Here is a 21,291-nt window from a genome sequence, read left to right as displayed (position 1 = left end):
GTCCAGGCATGAGCATGGTTTTGGTTTAAATGCTTTGTAAATCCTTTTGAGTGTGCAAACGTATGCAACGCTCTGATAACAGTATTCATGAGTAAAGGTTACCAGGAAATCGTGATGTGGCATCACCACCAGACGCCGGGGCTGCTGCCCCGGCTACGGTGACAATGAATATCACAAACTGTTATTAGAATACGTAACGTACGTTAGCGTTAACACCGAACTCCTTGACGTTGGAGGCGCCGGTGTAGTTAACACCCAGACCCATACCGAAGTTGCCGGTCTGAGCAGCAACGCCAATGGCGGTGCTGTAGGTGAAGGTGTCAACGAACTCTGACTTGATGTCAGTGCTCAGGTTGGAGATGCCTTCCCAGTCAACGGTACCGGAGGTCTCGTCATCACCAAAGTTGCCGGTTAAGGTCAGGTCAAAGGCTGGCTTGACGCTCCAGGCATCGAAGGTGTACTCCTTCTCAACGGTTACACCGACTGGTACAGAGAAGACGTTCATGGAGTTGGAGCTGTACTGAGCGAATACGTCAGTGCCGTTACCTACAGAGTAGTCGTCCTGGTCGATGCGGGTGAAACGTAAACCAGCGTGTGGAGTTACGTTAACACCGCCGAAGTCCATGGCGTACTTGCCGGTTACACCCAGAGACAGAGCGGAGCTGTCAATGGAGGCGGCCAGAGTGCCAAGACCGGTCTGACCCTCAACAGAGTTGTCAACGGTGGTCCAGGAAACATCAGCTACAACGGAAGCAGCACCCATGGTGTAACCCATGTAAGCACCAAAGCCGTAGTAGTCGAAGTCGTTCTTGACGTTGGAGCCAAGGCCCTGACCATCAGCATCACCGGAACCTACGTTGAACATGACACCGGCGCTTACATTCTCCATTACAGAGACATCAGCACCTACGGCTACGCCGTAGAGGTTCATGTCAGTACCGTAGTCAACGCCATCAGCACCGAAGCTGTCGGAATCAGCGGTCTTGTAGACAGGGGTTACCCACATACCAGAACCCTGACCGTTAGCGGCGAAAGTAACAGTACCGTTAACGCCTACACCCATACGGGCAGCAATGGCGTCAGAGGTGGTGTTACCAGCACGCAGAGCAGCCTGAGCTACGCCACCGAAGTCAGCCAGACGGGCAGCAGTTTCAGCGTCGACACCATTACCGGTAGCCAGTACATGGCTCAGCAGCTTGTTGTCAGCAGTACGGTAAACATTACCGTTGACGTCGTAGCTGTAGAAGGTTTCACCAGTCTTGGCATCCTTCAGGCCTGCGTTAACCAGAGCGGCATTAACTTCATCAGCGGTCTTATTGGCGTCTGCCTTACCATCAGCACCCTTCAGAGCAATACCGGCAGTTGCATCATAGACGAACTCGCTGTGGAGGTTGCCTACCAGCATCTGGTTATCCTCACCGTTAGCGGTATCGGCAGCTGGATTATGAGCGCCGTAAGCATAGGTGATGATGGTGTCACGTACTGGCTGAGAAACACCGGCAAACATCTGGTTGGCCTTATTAGCGTTGAAGTTCATGGTGAACTCAGTACCAATCTCACCCTGCTTGAGAGTCTGGGTAAACAGACCATTCATGGTCTCTACCAGCAGATCAGAACCACTGAGGGTAATACCAGTATCTGCTGCAGCTCCATTGTTATCGGTTGTGTTGAAGAGATCAATCTTGCTTAGAGCATTGACGCCATCAGCAGCGATTACAACCTTGGAGGTCTTGTCAGCAGTGATGGTGGCGGTGGTACCGGCAAAGGTTACGGCAGCAGAGGTGCCGTCAGCCTTGCGATCCAGAGCCTTGTTGCTTACAGCCAGAACAGAGTTGGCACCCAGAGTAATATCTGAGGTATAGCCTGCTCTGGTCAGAGTTGCATCATTGGCAGCTGAGTCAACGACAATCTTGGAGTTGGCTGAAACCTTGATGTCCTCAGCAATGTAGGCTACTGCACCAACATCATCTCTCTTGAGAGAGCCATTTGCATCAAAGTACTTGGCAAATGTGCTCTGTACACCAGCAATGTTGTCATTACCAAAAGCAATGATGGAGTTCTGCAGGGCATAGGCGGAGCCGTTAAGGACACCAGCCTGGAAGCCGGTAACATCAGTGCCTAACTGCTTTACAGCAATTACAGAAGCTGGACCGGAGCCAAACTCAGGATCGGCGATCAGCTCACCTTTCTCCAGGTTGAGAGTACCAACAGAGATGAATCCAGTTGAGCCAGGGGTCTTGGTTTCCTTATTGCCAAAGGTACCAGCCTTGATTACAGAGCCGGAAGTAGCAGTGAGAACATCAGTGTCCAGAGTACCGCCCTGATTTACGTTCAGATTTTGGGCGGCTGCGCTCTTGAGAGTTACAGTAGTTGCAGTAGTAACACCCTTAGCCAGAGTTACATTAGAAGAGAACTCTGCATCCTTGAACTGGTTGTCAGCGCCTGAAAGCTGTGCATCGCTCTTGAATGTTGCAGTACCGCTGGTTACCTTGATGTTTCCTTGAGCTGTAACAGCATTCTCAGCGTTAAAGCCACCAGTGGTTACATTGAGGTTGCTGCCAGCAGCGGTTGTAAGACCTTGCTCTGATTCAAAGGAGCCTACAGTGGCATTGCCTTGAATGGTGGTATCGCCCTTGAACAGAGCCTTGCCGCCTACAGTTACATTGCCGTTAACTACAGTCTTAACGGTGTTGTCGTTAACAGTCAGGTCCTTGGTTACTTCAAGTGATGAGCCCTCAGCAGAGTTTAGCTTACCAACATTGGCAGTGCCAGTAACTACGATGTTTCCGCCGTTAACCAGAGTGGCTGACTTACCATTAACTCCGGCTACAGTTACAGCGCCGTTCTGGGCGCCTACATCAAGAGTTGCACCCTTGCCAAGGCTTACAGAACCGACCTTACCAGCAGCATCCAGCTCAAGGTAGGTGTTGTCAGCGGCAGTAATGCCCAGAACATCACCGTTCTTGTTGGAAACCAGGTTGCCATAGGCATCGGCCTTATTCAGGGATACCTTGTTGTCAACTGAAGCCTGTACTGAGGTGTCGGCAGTATCAATCTTGATGGAGCCTACGTGACCGCACATTGTGTTGCCGTCCTTACCTACCAGTACGGCTCCCATGAGGGCTTCGTTCTTGTAGTTAGGAAGCACATTATGAGCTGCATCAGGCAGAGTTTCCCACTTGATCTCATTGTTGGCATCTGGGGCGACATCACTGATAGTAGCAGCGCCAATGTCGATGGTGCCGTTTACCTTATCAGTACCATACAGACGGCCCTGCAGAGCCTCTAATGCCTTGGTGTCAAATGAAGTGCCTTCAGCAAGATCCAGCTTAAGGGTAGCACCGGCAGCATCAACGAAAGAACCAGAGGTAGATAAAGCCTCGCCAGCACCTGATGCAGAAGCAGCATCGGTGATGTTCTTATCAGTTACTGCTGCACCGTCTTTGATACCCAGTAAGGTAAGAACACCGGTACCGCCAAGAGTAGCTACACCACCCTGCTTAATCTCAACAGCGTTGTCGCCCAGCTTGAGGCCATACATTGCCAGAGAGTCAGTAGTGGCAGTGCCATCGTACTCAGTGACAAGGTTGAGCTGGCCGGATACGCTAAGCTTGCCGCCTGCGCCAACGCTCATCTTGGCAGCATCAAGAGTACCTGCAGAAGTAATGGAAGCGCCTGACTGGCCATCAGCAATTGTTAAACTGCTGGTCTTGAGCTTTGCACCAATAACGTTGCCTGCAGCATCAGCATTGGAGGCTTTCTGACCAATAACGAGATTGCCTGAGGTCAGCTTAATACCACCAGCATTCCAGTTGCCTGCCTGAACAGTTACAGAACCGCCGCTTACTTCAAGGCTGTTATCGCCACCAGCAGATACGGTGCCACCGCCTACAGAGGTATAGGTCTGCAGAGTGGATCCAGATGGCATTGGATCAGCAGTGATGTCGCCGAGGAATACAGCACCAGAGCCACTGACGATAAATCCCTTGGTAGAGTTTGTCTTAAGACCACCAGTAATGACATAGTCACCAGACTTAATGGTTGAGCCTGAGGCTGGGTCAGTCACAGTAGCATCAAGAGACTGAACCTTCAGAGTAGCCTTACCTGCAGCATTAGCTCCCAGGTTAATTTCGGCTGCATTGGAAAGAGTCAGGCCACCATTAACATTAACTACACCATTGGTGAGCTTGATGCCTGACTTTGTCTGTGCCCCGGAGATATTAGCTGCAGCAAGACTTAAATCACCATCAATGGTAAGGGTTGAGGCTGCAGTAGCGCCAATATCAAAGATAGCACCACTTCCTGTACCTGCCTGGGTTTGCAGTTTCTCTACAGTTGCGCCAGTGACCAGAATATTACCGCCGTTATCGGCTGCAAGCTTGATCACCTTGGCGGCACTGCCGGAAAGGTTTACATCGGCTCCAGTAATGTCAAGAACGGTATTGCTGCCATTGGCTGAGATAGTACCGCTCTTGGCGATATCAAGAACCAGCTGACCCTTTAAGGTCAGGGAGGATACATCTACCTTGCCAGTGTTGGTAACGGACATAGTACCGCTGGACAGGGTAATCTTGCCGTTCTCATGAACGTACTTACCACCATCGATCTTGATTGCATCAGCTGCAGAAACAACTACATCTTCTGCAGTTATCTTGCCGTCAACAGCCTTGCCGTCAGCATTGAGCCTGGTCAGGGTGATCTTGTCCTTGAGGGTAAAAGCACCGTTGGAAAGCAGGGTCAGGTCTTCAGCAACAGCGCCGCTGAATTTGAGGGACTCAGTACCTGAATACTTCTTAGATCCAAGGGTCAGGCTCTTGGCTTCAAGAGAAAGGGTACCGCTTACGCCTTTAAGCTTATCGCTGACCAGAATATTGCTTGCACTAATGACAGAGCCAGAGTCGGCCTTAATGGTACCTACAGCAGATGAGCCAGAGAGTTTAAGTGATACAACATCAATTTCACCTGTGTCAGTAAGCTTGATGATTGTATTCTTGGTCTCAGCTTTGGTCTGACCTGCCAGTTCAGCAAGGGCAGCCTTAGACAGCTGTACAACAGCAGCAGCGTCAGCACCGCTGCCTGAAACCTTGAAAGCAGCTTCTTTACCTGTATTACCTGTTACAGTAACATCATCAGCTATTACGATGGTTCCAGCGCCAGATATAGTAGTATCACCCTTGATAACAAGGCTGCCGGACTTGAGGTTGAGTATACGCTCAGCCTCTGCCTCATCCTTTGTAATACCAGATGTTGCATCAAAGGTAATATTCATCTTGCTGGCGGGATCGATCTCAATAGATCCTCCATTCATCTCACCCTGAACCAGTTTTACGTTCAGAGTTGAGCCTGAGTCACCGTCAGAGTTTGAGTGAAGTTTACCGCCCAGGATCAGCAGGCTGCCAGCACTAATTGTAGCGTCAGCAACCTGATTACTGCCAGATGTGCCGGCCTTAAAAAGACCGCCTTTATTTAAGGTAATGGTTGAGGATGATGCAATATCGCCGGCCTTAATTGTACCAACGGCGCCGCTCTTGCCAATAACGATGGTAGCGTCTCCATCTTGTAGTTCAACGCCTTCAGCATTGCTGCCTAAGGTTATGGTTGTGGCTGTTAATGTGGCAGCCGCAGTTGAGTCTTTAGCGTTGAGTGTAATTGCGCCTTTCTCAAGATTAATGGCTGAGAAAGAGACATCAATACCTTTATCGCCTGAAGACATAAAAGAAATGCCGTCAGTTGCTTTCTTGCCAGTTATGTTAAGTGCCTTAGTGCTGACTAAAGTTGCTGCATTACCAGAAGCGCTGATTTTGCTGCCTGAGCCACTTGTAATAGTAATATCATAAAGAGGTGCAGCTAATGAGCCTGAGCCTGAAACAGTGATTTTTTCCCACTTATTATCAGTACCAGAATCATTGGATGCTCCGGTAATCGTGATATCACCAGTTGCTGAGGAAAGGTCGGTAAGAGCTGCAGCCTGAGCCTGGCCAGCAGCCATAACTGATGTCAGGACAACGGCAGAGGCGATGCCCTTGAAGTAGGCGTTCTTGTAGATTGCACGATATTGAGCCATCAGGAACTTGATGGCGTTGTTTGAAAGTTTCATCTAGTTTTTTTGAAAATTTTGATGAAGTGGGTGTTCTGGCCTGGTGCGTGTTTCTGTGCCTCTGGCTCGTGGTAAGTGCTTTTTTCTGGGGCCGGCTGGCAGAGAGCCGGTAAGAGTTCAGAGGGGATTACAGAAACTTATGACCACTTCACTTCGTTGGTGGTCAGGTGCAGGTTACTGCGGGCAACGAAATGTTACGTTGCCGGGGTTGCAGTGAAGAGGAGACAGGGTGGTGCGGCGCATTGATGCCCGGCATGTGGCCGGAGCAGCTTTTTATTCAATGCGTCGGTACAGGAAGCGTCAGGCAGAGTTGACGTGTGTTCAGAGGGGCACCATACCTGGTGCTGGACGTGAGGCAGTCACGGCTTGCGCTGTGGCTGCCGGTGCAGTTGAAAGGATATTGTCAGGATGTTGCTCAGTCTGCGTGCCGACACGGACCGTTATGTACTGGCTGGGCCAGTTGAGGTCGTGTGGCTTGATAAGCCGGGAAATGCCTGGCAGGGGATTCAGATAAGCCGGTGTTGTCTTTACCCTGAGTCAGGGGTACTAAGTCTGTAGACAGGGGGATGAACCAGAAGGTAGGAAGAAGTGAGTTCAGACAGCGCCTTTGCCTGTACCTGTTCAAAGGTCAGGTGTGCTTGATACTGTTCGCTTACATTTGCATTAAAACCTGGTGTCATAAATGCAAAAGTATGTCTGGCGTACTTTTATGGTGAAAAACACCAAAAGGCAGGTCAGACTGCGAAATTTCAACTACAATATGAGCCTGATTGCCCTCATCATTTGCGCATGTGTATAAAGAATAAATTACGCATGAGTGCGAGTTTCGGCTCATGTCCAGAGCGGAGGGGCAGGACAGAACTGGTAGGCTGGTAAACAAGTATTTTTGCCAGAAATGGCTTAAATATCAGGTTTACGAGACGTGAAATTCAAAGACGCGGCTACCGCCAAATTTTGCGAAAAAAAAAAAAAAAAAGCATACTTAATGCCAACTTACAGTTCATACAAAAATTCGCTCCGCGAATTTTTAAAACTGTCAATAAGTTGCGCGGCGGTTGAAGCTGTTCATTGCTCTTCGTTCCGGGCATTTTTACTGTCAGTCAGCGACAGTGAAGTTCTGCTAAAAGTACCATTGAGTGTGACATTTTTTCCGGGTGTGCCTGTCTTTCTTTCCGCTTTATCTCTTGATCCCCTCCTCGGTCTGATGTCTGGATGGCGGGTATGGCGGCTCTTTAACAGTTCCTGGCGGCTTGGCATCTCTGTGCTGTCTTATTTCACAGGTCTGCCGGGGCCAAGTGGCGACCTGTGGCTGTTTGCCTCTATGTAGTAAAGAACGTTTGAGCTCTGGCAGAGAGAATGGCTGCGGCGGGGTATGGGGTGGCCTGTGCAAGGTGGCAGGGCCGGGAGGAGTGGCTGGTATTTGAGGGGTCGGATGGTCAGTGTGACGGGGGTAAATATGGTTGGCGGCTTTGTCCAGTGATTTATGCAAAGGTTTGCTGTTTTGGGATCAAGTGCACAAAGCTTATAAAAGTCGTGTTCTTTCGCATCATTTTCCAATGAAATTTGACAATGTCAGACCGTTTTGGAGTATTATTAGTGCAAACATTTGCATTGACGGAGACGCGGCCTTAACGGGCTTTTATAAGCGGCTCCTCCTAAATTTGCTGTGTTTGCTGTGATAACAGGGTAATTATGACTGCAATGGTCATGTATAACGCTGCATAAGGATCACGGCGTAATGGATTTAGCATTTCTGCCAGGCAGAATAGGTGGTTTTAATGAAGCGTTCCTTTATCAATAAGATTGTTGACGATGCTATTGAGTTCTCAAAGTCATTAAACATGACCCTGCCAAAGTTCGCCTACATTTCAGCTGATGACTGGAAGAAGGCCGACCAGGAGTCCTGGGTTGAGGTATTTGACCTCGAGCTTGGCTGGGATGTTACTGATTACGGCTCAGACGATTTCTACAAGTCCGGCACCTGCCTGTTCACCCTGCGTAACGGCTCAGTAACCGACCCTCGTTACGACAAGCCATATGCCGAAAAGATGATGATCATCGAAGATGGTCAGGTTCTTCCTTATCACTTCCACACCTTCAAGATGGAAGACATCTTGAACCGTGGCGGCGGTGAGCTGTGCATCAAGTGCTACTGGGCCACTGAGGATAACCACCTGGACACAGAGCGTCCTGTAGAGCTGTGTGTCGATTCCCAGAAGATTGTATTCAAGCCAGGCGAGGTTATTCGTCTGCTGCCAGGTTCAGGTGTAACCCTGCCTCCACGCATGTACCACTCTTTCTGGGCTGAAAACGGCAAAGTAATGAGCTGGGAAGTTTCCAAGGTCAATGACGACCATAATGACAACCACTATCTCAAGGGCTGCCCACGCTTCTCCGAGATTGAAGAAGACGTACCAATGAAGTGGTGTCTGTGCAACGAGTACGACAAGGTACGCAAGTAATTAACTTGGCTCATTGAGCACAAAAGTTTTCTAGACATACTGATGAAGGCTTGCCAGGATAAGGTAAGCCTTTCTTTTTTCATGCACCGGCCCAAACCAGGTCATCCTTTCATCCTGAGGTGCAGAACAGGTCGGGTCGGGCAGACCGGTCCAGGTCCGACCGGACAAGGTCGGCCATGGGCGACCTGCAATTAACGGACAGGCATGGCCTTGTGATGCCATGTCCTGACAGTAAGGGACTTGTCCAGCTGTGACATGCTGTGAACGGCCATGCCGTCCACTGACAAGTTTATCCATCCCTGTCCTGCCATGTTCAGACAACCTGCCTTAGGTATGAGTCAGTCATCCAACTTGATGATGGGGCGCTTTGGACTCAGACAGTTATGCAGGCTTATCCAGCATTGTCCGAGGCCTGATGATAGACGCAGCCTGAGACGGGCTACATGAGTCCGAGTATTAGTCACAGACGAAGCATGAGACTTGTCTACCTGTGTCCTTGTCAGATATGAGGATGGAGACGTGGTCCGGCAATGCTGTGGCCAAGTCTATGATGGTCACGTATACGGATTCAGAGGTGATGCCCTGTGCCCCATAAAGCAAAGCCAAGGAGCGAGCGGCGCATCAGCAGCTCGTCATGTCATATGCCAGAGGTCAGCTGTCTCTGACTAAGCAATGACAGTATCAGGCTATGATCCTCACAGTCTGAAGTGCTGGCATGATTGCGTGAGCCTTATTCCGGCCCTGAACCTGAACATGGGGCTTGGCCTTAGCATGGAGCAGGGCGTGAGCCTGAGATTAATCCTTAGACTTTGGGCGGGGCCTGACTGGAGTTAATGCAGGTCTGAGGCTGATTCTTAGAGCATGGCAGATGCTGGCATGACTTAAGTACTGGAAGCCAATTTGGGCATGGGCCAGCATGATTGCTGGACTGTAAGCCAGTCTGGATATGTGAACATGTATCTTCATTCATGGGTATAGGTATGGTCAAGGGCATTGGCATGTTGATGGTCACGGGCACCAGCATGGGCATGGTCACGGCATGGGAAAGGAAGTTTCAGATGATTAATCAGCGGGAGGACAGACAGTGAACAGCCAATTTACTCTGGGTGTAGATCTTGGTGGCACCAAAACTGAGATTATTGCCCTGGATACCAGCGGTAAAGAGCGTTACCGCAAGCGTACTGCCACAGTTAAGGGATCTTACCCTGACACCATCAAGACTATCTCCTCACTGGTATTTGCAGCTCAGGAACAGACCGGTGGTTCATGCCCTCTTGGTATTGCCATACCTGGTACTGTGTCTTTAAAGACAGGGGTTATAAAGAATGCCAATTCATGGTGGCTCAATGGTCATGACCTCAAAGCTGACCTTGCTGCCGTGCTTGGTCATGACGAGATTTATCTTGAGAACGATGCCAACTGCTTTGCCCTGTCTGAAGCTGTAGACGGAGCAGGCAAGGATGGGGACATGGTATGGGGCATTATCCTGGGTACAGGGTCAGGATCCGGCCTTATCCACAATAAGAAAATCTGGCGTGGCCGTAACCTGCTGGGTGGCGAGTGGGGCCATAATTCCCTGCCATGGATTACCAGTGAAGAGGCTGCAGCATGGACTGATGTCAAATGCTTCTGTGGCCAGAAGAACTGTATTGAGACCTTTGTGTCCGGCACCGGCCTTGAGCGTGACTATGCCAAGCGTACTGACAGCTTTGACCCGGAGGCCATGGTCTACCCTCATAACAGTGAGTACATCATTGAGAAGATGCGTGAGGGTGATGCCACAGCAAAGGCCAGCTTTGCAGCCTATGTCAGCCGTCTTGCCCGTTCCATTGCCAATTACGCCAATTTCTTTGACCCAGATGTGATTGTCCTGGGCGGTGGCATGTCCAATATCGACGAGCTCTACGAGCTGCTGCCTGAAAAGATTAAAGAGTACATTTTCGGCGGTGAGTTTGATACCCCGGTGGTAAAGGCACTCTACGGCGGCAGCTCAGGCGTACGCGGCGCAGCATGGCTGCCAGCCATGCATCGCAGCTGACAGAGAGCTACCATTCCACCCCGGCATCCCTGCCCCGCAGGCTCATGACCATGCTGTGGCACAGGGCCGCAAGCCAGCCGTGGCATATATGCTCCGGCAGGAGCATGAGACAGCTCTGGCCAGTTATCCTGCAAGCCCTGCGCATCATGCTCCCCATTCAGGGCATGCCGGCCATGAACAGCCTTACAGGTCTGTCAGCCCATCTCATGGAGCTTATGCCATGTGATACAGGCTCAGCTGTGGACAGTTCATGGACAGGGCCCTGTCGCAGCATGCGGGCACTGTAGAGCTTCAGAGGATGGCTGTGGTCAGGGGACTTTCCAGACTCTGTTGATGCCCCTTTTCCATGAGCCTGACTGCGGCACTGGCCTTTGCTTTGACCGGATGGCCATGCAGTGTATGGCACGGTAAGGGCCTTTACCTGACCCGTCCATGCCTGACTCGGACTGGGGCTCATAAGGGATGACTACGGCAATGGCATTTGCTTTGAGCATGGTGTGGCAGAGCATGGCTCGGTACGGGCCCTTTACCTGACCCGGACCGGCCTGACCTGTCGTGCGACTCCTAAGGGCTGGCTACGGCCAGGATACTTGCCTTGACCTGGGGATGAGCAGTGCATGGTCCCGTAAGGGGCACTTTGCCATTTGCCCAGAGCATCTGCTCCGCCTGCAGCTGCGGCCCCTGTGGGCAGACTATGGCTATGGTTTATGTTCAGAGCCGTGGCTGGCAATGGGCTTGCCTTAAGTATGGCTTGATCTTGGCTCTGGGCATGACAATGGGGTGGGCTGGGTGTCTTTTTGCCGGTGAGAGTTGGGGCTGGTAAGAATTTCTTCACATGGTGTCATGGACACTGGACAATGGACAGTTGACACTGGCTGGTTACTGGAGAACTGATGTATGAGCAATCCTGTATTACTGAAATCACCTGAGGGCAGGCTTGAGGCTGTTGTGGATCTCAATGGCGGCATGCTTGCTCAGCTTTATCTGTGTGCCGGTGGTCAGCGCAAGGCGCTGCTGCATAAGGCTCCATGGCTCAAGGATGATTATTACTCATCACCTGCAGGTCTCATGGACCATCTGTCAGGTGAGTGGGCCTGTGTGCCTTTTGGCTTTGTAACTGAAGACTGCTCTCTGTTTTCAGCCTCTGCCCCTCATGGACTGCCATGCCACAGCAACTGGCAGCTCAAGCAGGTTAATTCCTATGGTAACAGTGCTGTGCTGACTTATGACTATCCTGAGGGCAATGACCTTGCTCATATTGAGAGAACTATTACCCTGAGGGATGACAGTGTCGTGCTGTCCTTCACCGTAACCTCCCGCAAGGACTGTGCTGCTCCAATGGGTGTACATCCGGTATTCCCAACTGAGGGTGAGGAAAACGTACTGGAGCTGTCCATTGCCGGTGACGGCATTGTCTATGGCATTGAGTGTGAGGCCGGTATCAGCCGTCTGGTACCAGGTGCCAGATTTGATGCCCTGAACCGTCTGCCTTTACAGGAAAAATATCATGGCGCTGATGGCAATACCGAGGTCATGGACGGTACCCGTCTGCCTAAGGCTTATCACACCGAAGAAATCGTTCAGATGCTTCACCCTCAGGGACAGGCTGTGCTTACTTACCCAAACAAGGGAGTACGTCTTACCCTCAACTGGGATAAGGAAGTCATTCCAACCTGTCTGCTGTGGATGAGCAATTACGGCCGCAAGTATGAGCCATGGAACGGTACTAACTGCTGTCTGGGCATTGAGCCTATAGCCGGTGCCTGGGATCTGGCCGCTCAGTCAGTTGCTGAGCACAATGCCGTCAAAGACGCAGGTGTCCCAACAACAGTGCCCCTCAAGGCAGGCCAGGGCCTGACTTTCAACTATTCCATTGCCGTTGAAGAGCTGTAAGCAGCAGGTACAGCAGACCTGCTGGATTGAGCCGGCCTGCTGATCATATGCACTCAGACCGCAGCCCCATTGTCCAGCCGTGCAGTCATTCAGTCATCAAGACAGCCTGACGACCTGCCACCAGGACAGCATGCAGACATGGCAGATGATCTTTGACTTTTGCTGAAAGCAAGAAGGCCCTGACGTAAGTCAGGGCCTTCTGGTATCGGGCTGGTCAGCTCAACAGAACAGCCGCAGCTCATCCACAGCTCATCCCCAGCCTGAGGCCGGGCATTTGTCCGCGCTATGGCTGCCTGCATGGCAGCTTCTTCATATGGCTGGCAGTGCTCCTTGCTCATGCATGCCGTGAGTTCCGGTCAGGGCCTGGCTGGCTTTGCAGGACCAGGTCGGTATGGCAGTCAGAACATGCTCAATGAATGGCAGGGCTGTGCATGGCCATGCTGCGCTACTGAGCTGTGCTGCTCTGCGCAAGGCTGAGCCGAACCTGCAGGTCTGAGGCCGTAAGAGCAGGCGACAGGCTGCGCAGTGCTGAGCCAGGCCAGCCTGGCAGGCCTTGCTGGCTGAGGCCATCAGTGCAGTCCGTGCCGTTATGGTCTCATCTGGCCAGGAAGACCAGGCCAGCCGGGAGGGCTGGGCTGGTCATGGCGGCTGATTATTGGTCGGGCTGCGTTGTCGGGGCAGCTGTTATGAGCAGATGCGGGCTACTTCGGCTATGGCACGGCTCAGGTCTTTGTTGGTGGTGAAGCGTCCCAGTGAGAAGCGCAGGGTGGACAGAGCTGCATCGTCGCTCAGGCCGGTTTCAGTGAGCACATAGTTTGGCAGCAGCTTGCTTGAGGAGCAGGCTGAACCTGTGGAGCAGGCAATTTTGGATAATTTGGAAACAATGTTCATGCCTGCGGATCCATTAAAGGTTATGGAAATGATGTTGGGCAGGTGAGGGGTAGTGCCCTCTTCGTTATAACCGTTGATGGTGATGTCAGCACTGGCCTTGAGCTCAGGGAGCAGATCGTCATGCATCTTGACCAGCTTCTGGAAGACCTCATCACGCTCATTTTTCATGATTTCAAAGGCTGCCCCCATGCCGGCAATCTGGTGAGTGGCCAGAGTGCCGCCACGCAGACCCTTTTCATGACCGCCACCGACAATGAGAGGATCGAGCTCGATATTATGAGCTTTTTTGATGTACAGGGCTCCAATGCCCTTAGGGCCGTAGATCTTCTCAGGGGTAAGGGTAGCCATAGAGACATTGCCATCATCGAGCTTAAGATCAATAAGACCATTGGTCTGAGCACAGTCGCTATGGAAAGCAATATTGTGCTCACGACAGAGCATGGCAATGCTCTCAATGTCGTTAATGGAGCCCAGTACGCTGTTGGCATGTCCTATGGACACAAGGAAAGTATCCTCACTGATAGCCTGAGCAACCATTTGAGCGCTTACTGTGCCATCAGTGCGTGGTTTGATGTAAGTGACCTTAAAGCCGTGGTGCTCCAGCTGCTCACAGCACTCAAGCACGGACTTGTGCTCAATGGAGGTGGTCACGATATGACGACGGCTGTCATTGATACGGTACTGGGCATAGCTGATGCCTTTGATGGCCAGATTATTGGACTCAGTGGCGCCTGAGGTAAAGATAATCTCAAGAGGTGAGCAGCCTACAGACTGAGCAATTTGATCGCGGGCTTTTTCGATAATTTCAGCTGCAATCCAGCCAAATTTGTGGGTTTTGGAGGCACTGTTGCCAAACTGGCAGTAACCTGAGATAACCTCAATCATGGCTGCAGCTACTCTCTCATCCATAGGAGTGGAGGCGGCATTATCAAGGTAAACAGGAAGCTCAGCAGATGCTGACTGATTTGATTTGCTCACGTTAGACTGTCTCTCTGGTTGATAGGACAAATTTGACCGGGCTCCGGCTCCATCACAAACCCAAAACCTCAGCTCTCAAGCTCTCCCTGCCTCAAGGTCTCGAGCCCATCGAGGCTCCTGCCCCACGCATGCCACTGCTATGCATGCATATTGATAAATGTACAGGACATGATGGTGACTGAGTGCTCTTGCACTATGCCAGATATCCTTAGTATTCCCGGGGCTGGTACCTGGCTGGGCTGGTACCTGGCTGGGCTGGTACCTTGCTGTGCCGGGGCACTGATGGTACCAGGCTGGGCAGGTGCCATGCTGTGCCCGGGCAGGGGATGACGCCTGGTTGTGCTGGAGCATGGCTGGGCTGGAGCCATGCTGGTATGGCTCCCGGCTGTACCGGTGGCTATTCTTCTTTGATGTGCTCAATGGCCATTTCTATGACCTTAAAGACGTGGTCATCGCACAGGCCGTAGTAATTCTTTACGCCGTCTCTTTTGACTGTTACCAGTTTACGCATGCGCAGTATGGCCAGCTGATGGGAGACTGCCGAGACGGACATATTGGTCTTACTGGCAATGTCACCTACCGACAGCTGTTTGTGCTGGAGCAGCAGGTAGACGATATTGAGGCGGCTTGGGTCAGACAGGGCCTTGAAGAAGGCTGAAAGTACCTCAATGTCATCACCGGACATGAGCTCGCCATTGGCAAGAGCCAGTTCATGGGCATGATTGATACTCTCGCCTGCGCAGCAGCCGCAGCTGCACGATGACTTGCTCTCACTGCTGTCTTTTGTAGAGTCCGAATCCGGCGCATCCTGCTTATCCTGCGTCTCCTGCGCCATAAGGTCAGCCTCAGTGCTGGCCTTTTTACTTTTGCGGCCGGCAGTAGCGTTTTTGCCTCTGGAAGTTCGTGAACTGTTTGTGGTCATCTGGCCCCCGGAATAAACATCATGCTGTCTGCAGACAGCAGTGCACAGTATAGCGCTTAATCACCTGAACTTCAGACAAAGATTGAGCTGAAAATGCGCCCATAATGTGCTCAAAAGCTCAGAAACAGGCCTTAATTTACCCACTGCCGTGCTGTCGTTGTATTATACGCATTCTTATGACTCCCGCTGGCCGCCCTTTTGCACCCATCATGGCCAGCACGGCACGCAAACACCCATGAGACCAGGGCCTGCAAGCCACCAGGCAAAAGCCCAGGGCAAGCCATGAGACCATAACATGGCTGTAATCCATGCCTCTGAATCAGGGACCCTGGCCGTGGACTTTTAACCCGGCTCATTGCCGGGATCGGTACAGGCCGGCCATGCATGATGCGCACGGCAGATGTGTCCGGCCCGGCCCTGTCTGGCCGGTCTGGCCGGGCTCGCTGCAGGCCGGCCATGCATGAGTTTACGACAGGGCTGCCCGGCCCAGGCATGAATTGTCTGGGCAGGATGCCGTGCAATGTCGTGCCATGCCATGGCAGGACCTGTCTGGACAGTATGTTTGTGCAGTCGTTACTTGCAGCTACCGTCTGCCCGCTTACCTTTATCCATTGTTGAGGTTGTAAATATGACCAAATCCCAAACTATCAGCCGCCCTGTGTTCAGGTACTGTATCGTTAATCTGAAAAAACTCAGGAATGATGTCAGCTGCCTGGTTACAGTTACCTCTCATGGCATAAAGCGTTACAGGGGTCGTATCCTGTCCATGGGTATACCCGGCATTACTACCTCTGATTCCAGACTGACAGATATTCCTGACAGTTCAGCAAATTCAGCGGTTGTTAATATATCACTTGACCTTATTGGCAGCAGTGAGGGAGGCGAGTATCTCAAGGGGCTCTTTAAGGACCTGCGTCGAGTGATGATCGACGGTGCCATGGTCAAGGTCAATATCAGCTACCCGAACCCATATACCATTGCCTCAATCAAGGATAAGCTCGATGCAGCCTTTGCGCTTATGGGAGTAAAGTGCACCTCCGGGCTCGATGCTGATCTGGAGTTTGCCAGAATGTTTCCTGTATCAGTCAGGCAAGTGCCAGAAAGCTTCAGAAACAAAGGCTTTGCCAGTCCTGAGCAGCTGCTCGAGGCTTTGCTCGGTATTGATAACGCTCTCAACAGCATACAGTGCATCCTGATCTTCAACAGGGATAAGCAGTTCCGCTATGCTCTGGCCAATCCTTCTCTTGTCACATCAGGCGCCAAGTCGTTTATGAGCACCGGTGATGCTGCTTTTGTCATGAGCGTCTATGACCCTGGTGAAGAGTCAATGTATGCCTCACGCAATATTATCAATGTGGGCTTTATTGAGCCTTTTGAAAGCGAGGTAGCCGCCACCTTTTTCAATATGCTTGGTAATAAGCACGAAACCTTTACCGTAGCCAATATCGGCGCCAATCTGGGCTGGTATTCAATCCTTGCTGCCCGTACCTCAGCTGGAGTAAAGGTAGATGCCTTTGAACCTGCTCCACAGAGCCTGAGGCTGCTCAGAAATACAATTGCCATCAATGATCTTGCTCATATTATTGCTGTCCATGACGTAGCCCTGTCCGATGAGAAAGGATCAGTAGACTTCTATGTTTATGAATCCAATGCCGGTGGCAACAGCGTAGTTCATTTTGCTGAGGGCAATGACAAGGACTATGGCCGCTACGAAAAGATTACTGTTCCTTGCGACACTCTGGACAGTACTTACCTGAGCATGGATAAGAAGGACTGGCCTGAGATCATCATCATGGATGCCGAGGGTCATGAGCAGAAGATCCTTGATGGTGCCCGTGAGCTCTTTGAAAATGGCTTCAGACCGGTCATGCTCGTTGAGTTCTCACCTGCTCTGCTCCACCTGCGTGGTGAGTGCCGCTACCATTACGAGCTGGTCGAGAAATACAACTACCAGGTATTTGCCATGACCGACGGCAAAATAGCTCCGATGACAACACAAGAGCTGCGTAAATTCTACGACCAGCTCAGTGTCAACAACCCGGACACAGCCCACCTTGACCTGCTCTTCCTGCCACTGGACAAGTACACAACCAGCTCAGGTGACATAAAGCTCAAATAACCCTATGGCCATCCAGCCAGCCAGGCTTGCAGCCCGCCTGTCGAGCCTGGCTTACTGCCAGTCCGGACAGATTAACCCGGCCTCCTGATGGCCCTGGCTCTGGCCAGACCGTACAGGCCAGGCTCCGGCCGGCCACATCTGCCAGCCAGCTGCGCGGCTATGGCCCAGCTGGCTGCCCTGACATAGTGCCCGGGGCATGCTGGCGACTGCCTCCAGCCTGCAGATCTACAGGAAATCAGTCTGCAGAACTGCTACAACCCCTCTGACTGCACACATCATCCCTGCAGTCACTTTTAATGCCTTGCAGGCACGCTGACGGAAATGCAGTCAGGCAGGAGTGACGGCAGCCAGATAAACAGGAACGAACGCATGCAGGCTGGGATGAGGGCAGGCATATAAACAGGAACACATGCATGCATGCAGATAGACAGGTATGCTTGCTTGCAGATAGTCTTCCTGACGTTGAAAAGTGAAGTTACTGGCTGGCACGGCCTGACCTTGCCTGGCAACAAAGCGGTTCTTCAGATTTATATCTCAGGACTGGGGTCAGTCCTTTGTAACTAATATCGAAGTATTTGAATTATGATTTGTCTGAACTTTGGTGATGAAACCTTTACCATCAAGGGTTTCAAAAATACAGCATCAATGGTTAAAAATGGCTTAAACAAGCCATTTTTAATGGGGGGGGGTAAAACACTTTCCAAAATAGAAAGTGACTCAGTCTGCTCAGCCCGTTTTGTCTACAGCCTCGAGAGACTGCAATTTGAGGACTCTTTTACCTTCATTGATTTTATTGCTGAGCTGTGGCGTATCTGTGCCCATGGTGCTTTGATTGAAATCAGAGCCGCTGCACCGGATAACCCAATGACTGTGGCTGATCCTGGCATAGTACGCAGTATCAGTGGTGGAACTTTTGAGTTCTGGGATGACCAGAAACGCAAGGCTATAGCCCAGAATGAGGCAGCCAGATTAAGCTGTAAGGAGCTTGATGCCCGTGGCATCAACTTCCGCATGCTCAGTCAGAAGTGCCATCTGACCCCGGAGCTCAGCAGCAGAATTGCAGGCATGACCTTTGAGGATGCTGGTAAGCTCAACGCTTTTCTTATGGCCAATAAGGAGGGCATAGCCAGCAATTCTTTCTATCTGGTTTGCCTGAAAAAGCCTGATGAGCACTTTGGTCTGGTTAATCTGCCTGATGCTGTCAAAGCCCTGCAGCTGCGTGATGAAAGTGAGCTCAATAAAGCTCTGCCTGAGGGCACCCGTTGGCGTGGTGACATGGGCCCTTACATCATGCGCACCTTTGACCCTGGTATCTTCCATGGCTATGTAGCACAGTCCATTGCTGTGAGCGGCTGCTGGGAGCCTTCAGAGACTGTTATCGCCTCCAACATCATCAAGATGATTGCTGACCAGAAAGACCACTTCAATATGGCCAATATTGGTGGCAATATCGGATGGTACAGCGTACTGGCTGCCAAGCTTACAGGCAGGGTAAGTGTTGATGTATTTGAGCCAACTCCGGCAACCCTGGAGCTGCTGCGTGACAATATCAGAATCAATCAGCTGGACAACCAGGTCAAGGTCCATGCTGTGGCCCTGACTGACAAGAAGGGTGAGGTGGAGTTTCACATCAACCATAACAACGATGCCGGCAATTCCATCAATCACATCGAGCAGATTGAACGCTTTGACAACACCACCTTTGAGACTGTCACCGTACCAGCTGACTCGCTTGACAACATCTACGCAAAGGAAGACAAAGATCAGTGGCCTGACTTTATTCTTATTGATGTTGAGGGCCATGAGCAATTTGTCTTCAACGGTGCTCAGAAGATGTTTGAGCAGGGCTTCCGCCCTCTGATTATGGCCGAGTTCTGTCCTTTCATGATGGAGGCCACAGGCAATGTCACCTGGTGGCATGATCTGATAAGCAAGTGGGGCTACAGGGCCTATGCTGTAGTCAATCAGGATCGTCCAGGTCTGGGAGCAACCACCATAGAGGAGCTCAAGACCGTATATGAGCGTCTGTGCACAGTACCTGAAGATGCCGAGGTCAATTTCCTCAACCTGGTCTACCTCCCTGATACCATGGAAGAACGCAACGGCTACTTCCACTACAAAAAGTAACAACGAGCCATGGCCACAGCTCTGAGCCCGGCCAAAGCCTGCCTGCATCAGCCTCCAGCCATGTACATCATAAGGTCATGCACATAACGGGGCCGCTCCCGATACGCAAGACGCCATAATGGCAATGCAGGGCAACTTGTCTGACAACTATGCCTGCATGCATGCAGGCATGCCATCCTGCAGGCCAATCGGCCTGCAAACATGGTACTGGCAGGCTTAGCCGGTCAGGCCAGCCGTGCATTCCTCAATGGACAACAGCAGGAGCAGCTGCAGGGTCACAGGAATGGACTGGCCTGTGTCTGCCTTGAAATTGCCCACGGTCTGGTCGATTACCATGACCATGACCATGCCTGAGGCTCTGATGCGCCGCTCATGCCATTGCTCATACCAGAAGCCTGAGGCTTTGCCATGCCCCTTGCCCCATGGGCTGACGCGCAGCCATTGCCATGGCCTGCTGCTGAGGTGTTGCCTTGGTCGATAGCACATCTCCTGTGGCGTTGAATTGCCACGGTTATCGATTAGTATTACTGCAGGAAAGATTTATCTTTTGGAGCCTGACTTCTTGTCAGGCCGAACACGGAAAATATCATGTCTGTACTCGACTCTCTGAATTTTGCAGAAAAGGTTCTGCAAATCGCTCTTCACACCAACTCCTCCAAGTTTGTAACCCACAAGAACAAGCTGGAAATCGTTATGTCCTGGCTGTGTGATGAGCAGAGCAAGGTTCATTTCCAGAATGAACTGTCCTATTTGATGCTCAAGACCATTAATCGTGAGCTTGCTGATCAGGTATCACCATTTACCAAGGAGCAGTGGGATACAGAAATCGTGGCCCGCTGGGATGAGTTCGTAAAGTCCCCACAGTGCCCTAAGATGGCCTGCAAGGAAGAGGAGCTGGGCTATCTGGCCACCATGCTCATGACCACCTATGTGGCCGAGCAGTACCGCTATGGTGATCTGGTCAAGGTCAACAAGGGTGATGTCTTTATCGACTGTGGAGCCTGCTTTGGTGATACTGCTCTGTGGGCATACCACAATGGAGCCAGCAAGGTTTACAGCTTTGAGCCAAGTCCATACAACTACCAGGTTCTGGTAGAGAACTTCAAGGCCAATGGCCACGATACCGCCACTGCCATTAACCTTGCTGTAGGTGACAAGGAGTGCAAGATTCCTTTTGCTGCCGCTCCTGGTATGGCCGGTGCCTCCTATGCCACAGCTGATGGCAATATCGAGGTTGACTGCATTGTTCTGGACGACTGGATTGAGAAGAACAAGATCAAGCCAGATTTCCTCAAGTACGACATTGAAGGCGCCGAGCTTGAAGCTCTCAAGGGCTCTGTAAAGACCATCCAGAAGTACAGGCCACGCATGTGCGTCTGCCTCTATCACAAGATTGAGCACATGTGGGAACTGCCAATCTTCATCAAGAGCATCAACCCTGATTACGAGTTCTACTGCCGCAAGAACAGCTACCACAACGAGTTTGTGCTCTACTGCGTCGACCGCTCCACCACCACAAAAGCAAAGAAGTAGGCACCTGCGAGGCATCCCGGCACAGCCAAGCCACGGTATATGCCCAATAGCATATGCCATGGCTGGTTCTGGAGCTGGCACCATCCCTGGCCTGTTACCTTAACAGGCAATGCAGCAGGCTGACTAACTGACAGGCCAAACCTGAATCAAGTTTCAGTGCAGCGGGGAGAATAAGTTGAGCCCCGTTTCCACATGGTGGGAATGGGGCTCAACTTACTAATAGTTTTATAT

General features: G+C 51.4%; 10 protein-coding genes. 7 read left to right on the top strand and 3 right to left on the bottom strand.

The genetic code is table 11. The features are described 5' to 3' along the window. Nucleotides 1-184: 184 nt before the first annotated feature. On the bottom strand, nucleotides 185-6,097 hold the full coding sequence (locus MXE41_RS06310; RefSeq protein ID WP_247099885.1) for an autotransporter outer membrane beta-barrel domain-containing protein: 5,913 nt from the start codon (nucleotides 6,095-6,097) through the stop codon (nucleotides 185-187). Nucleotides 6,098-7,019: 922 nt separating this feature from the next. Here MXE41_RS06310 and MXE41_RS06305 point away from each other — a divergent pair. The 4 genes from MXE41_RS06305 (at nucleotide 7,020) to MXE41_RS06290 (ending at nucleotide 12,490) form a co-directional block, all read left to right on the top strand. Next, complete coding sequence (locus MXE41_RS06305; RefSeq protein WP_247099884.1) at nucleotides 7,020-7,424, top strand: hypothetical protein; 405 nt, start codon at nucleotides 7,020-7,022, stop codon at nucleotides 7,422-7,424. 451 nt (nucleotides 7,425-7,875) lie between these two features. Next, on the top strand, nucleotides 7,876-8,559 hold the full coding sequence (locus tag MXE41_RS06300; RefSeq protein ID WP_246978486.1) for a D-lyxose/D-mannose family sugar isomerase: 684 nt from the start codon (nucleotides 7,876-7,878) through the stop codon (nucleotides 8,557-8,559). A gap of 1,084 nt (nucleotides 8,560-9,643) precedes the next feature. Continuing rightward, the gene (locus MXE41_RS06295; RefSeq protein WP_247099883.1) at nucleotides 9,644-10,597 is read left to right on the top strand and encodes an ROK family protein; all 954 of its coding nucleotides are present in this window, start codon (nucleotides 9,644-9,646) and stop codon (nucleotides 10,595-10,597) included. 897 nt (nucleotides 10,598-11,494) lie between these two features. Beyond that, nucleotides 11,495-12,490 (top strand): hypothetical protein, encoded by a 996-nt coding sequence (locus MXE41_RS06290; protein WP_247099882.1) that lies wholly within the window; start codon nucleotides 11,495-11,497, stop codon nucleotides 12,488-12,490. 684 nt (nucleotides 12,491-13,174) lie between these two features. On the opposite strand, the gene MXE41_RS06285 is transcribed toward MXE41_RS06290, so the two are convergent. Both MXE41_RS06285 and MXE41_RS06280 read right to left on the bottom strand, forming a co-directional pair. Then, a complete protein-coding gene (locus tag MXE41_RS06285) occupies nucleotides 13,175-14,359 on the bottom strand; it encodes a cysteine desulfurase family protein (protein WP_247099881.1) in 1,185 nt (394 codons plus the stop codon). A 397-nt stretch (nucleotides 14,360-14,756) separates the two neighbouring features. Continuing rightward, on the bottom strand, nucleotides 14,757-15,194 hold the full coding sequence (locus tag MXE41_RS06280) for a metalloregulator ArsR/SmtB family transcription factor (protein ID WP_247099879.1): 438 nt from the start codon (nucleotides 15,192-15,194) through the stop codon (nucleotides 14,757-14,759). Between the two features lie 715 nt (nucleotides 15,195-15,909). Here MXE41_RS06280 and MXE41_RS06275 point away from each other — a divergent pair. The 3 genes from MXE41_RS06275 to MXE41_RS06265 all read left to right on the top strand — a co-directional run bounded on the left by MXE41_RS06275 (nucleotide 15,910) and on the right by MXE41_RS06265 (nucleotide 21,060). Next, entirely contained in the window at nucleotides 15,910-17,400 is a 1,491-nt protein-coding gene (locus MXE41_RS06275) for an FkbM family methyltransferase (protein ID WP_247099877.1), read from the top strand. A 582-nt stretch (nucleotides 17,401-17,982) separates the two neighbouring features. Beyond that, nucleotides 17,983-19,527, top strand: coding sequence for an FkbM family methyltransferase (locus MXE41_RS06270; protein ID WP_247099875.1), 1,545 nt, complete (start codon nucleotides 17,983-17,985; stop codon nucleotides 19,525-19,527). Nucleotides 19,528-20,115: 588 nt separating this feature from the next. Beyond that, nucleotides 20,116-21,060 carry an FkbM family methyltransferase gene (locus MXE41_RS06265; protein WP_247099874.1) on the top strand — a complete coding sequence of 315 codons (945 nt, stop codon included), beginning with the start codon at nucleotides 20,116-20,118 and terminating at the stop codon, nucleotides 21,058-21,060. Nucleotides 21,061-21,291 lie beyond the last annotated feature (231 nt).

Source organism: Anaerobiospirillum sp. NML120449 (assembly GCF_023051105.1).
Taxonomy (GTDB): domain Bacteria; phylum Pseudomonadota; class Gammaproteobacteria; order Enterobacterales; family Succinivibrionaceae; genus Anaerobiospirillum.
This window is presented reverse-complemented; position numbering and strand designations above follow the sequence as displayed.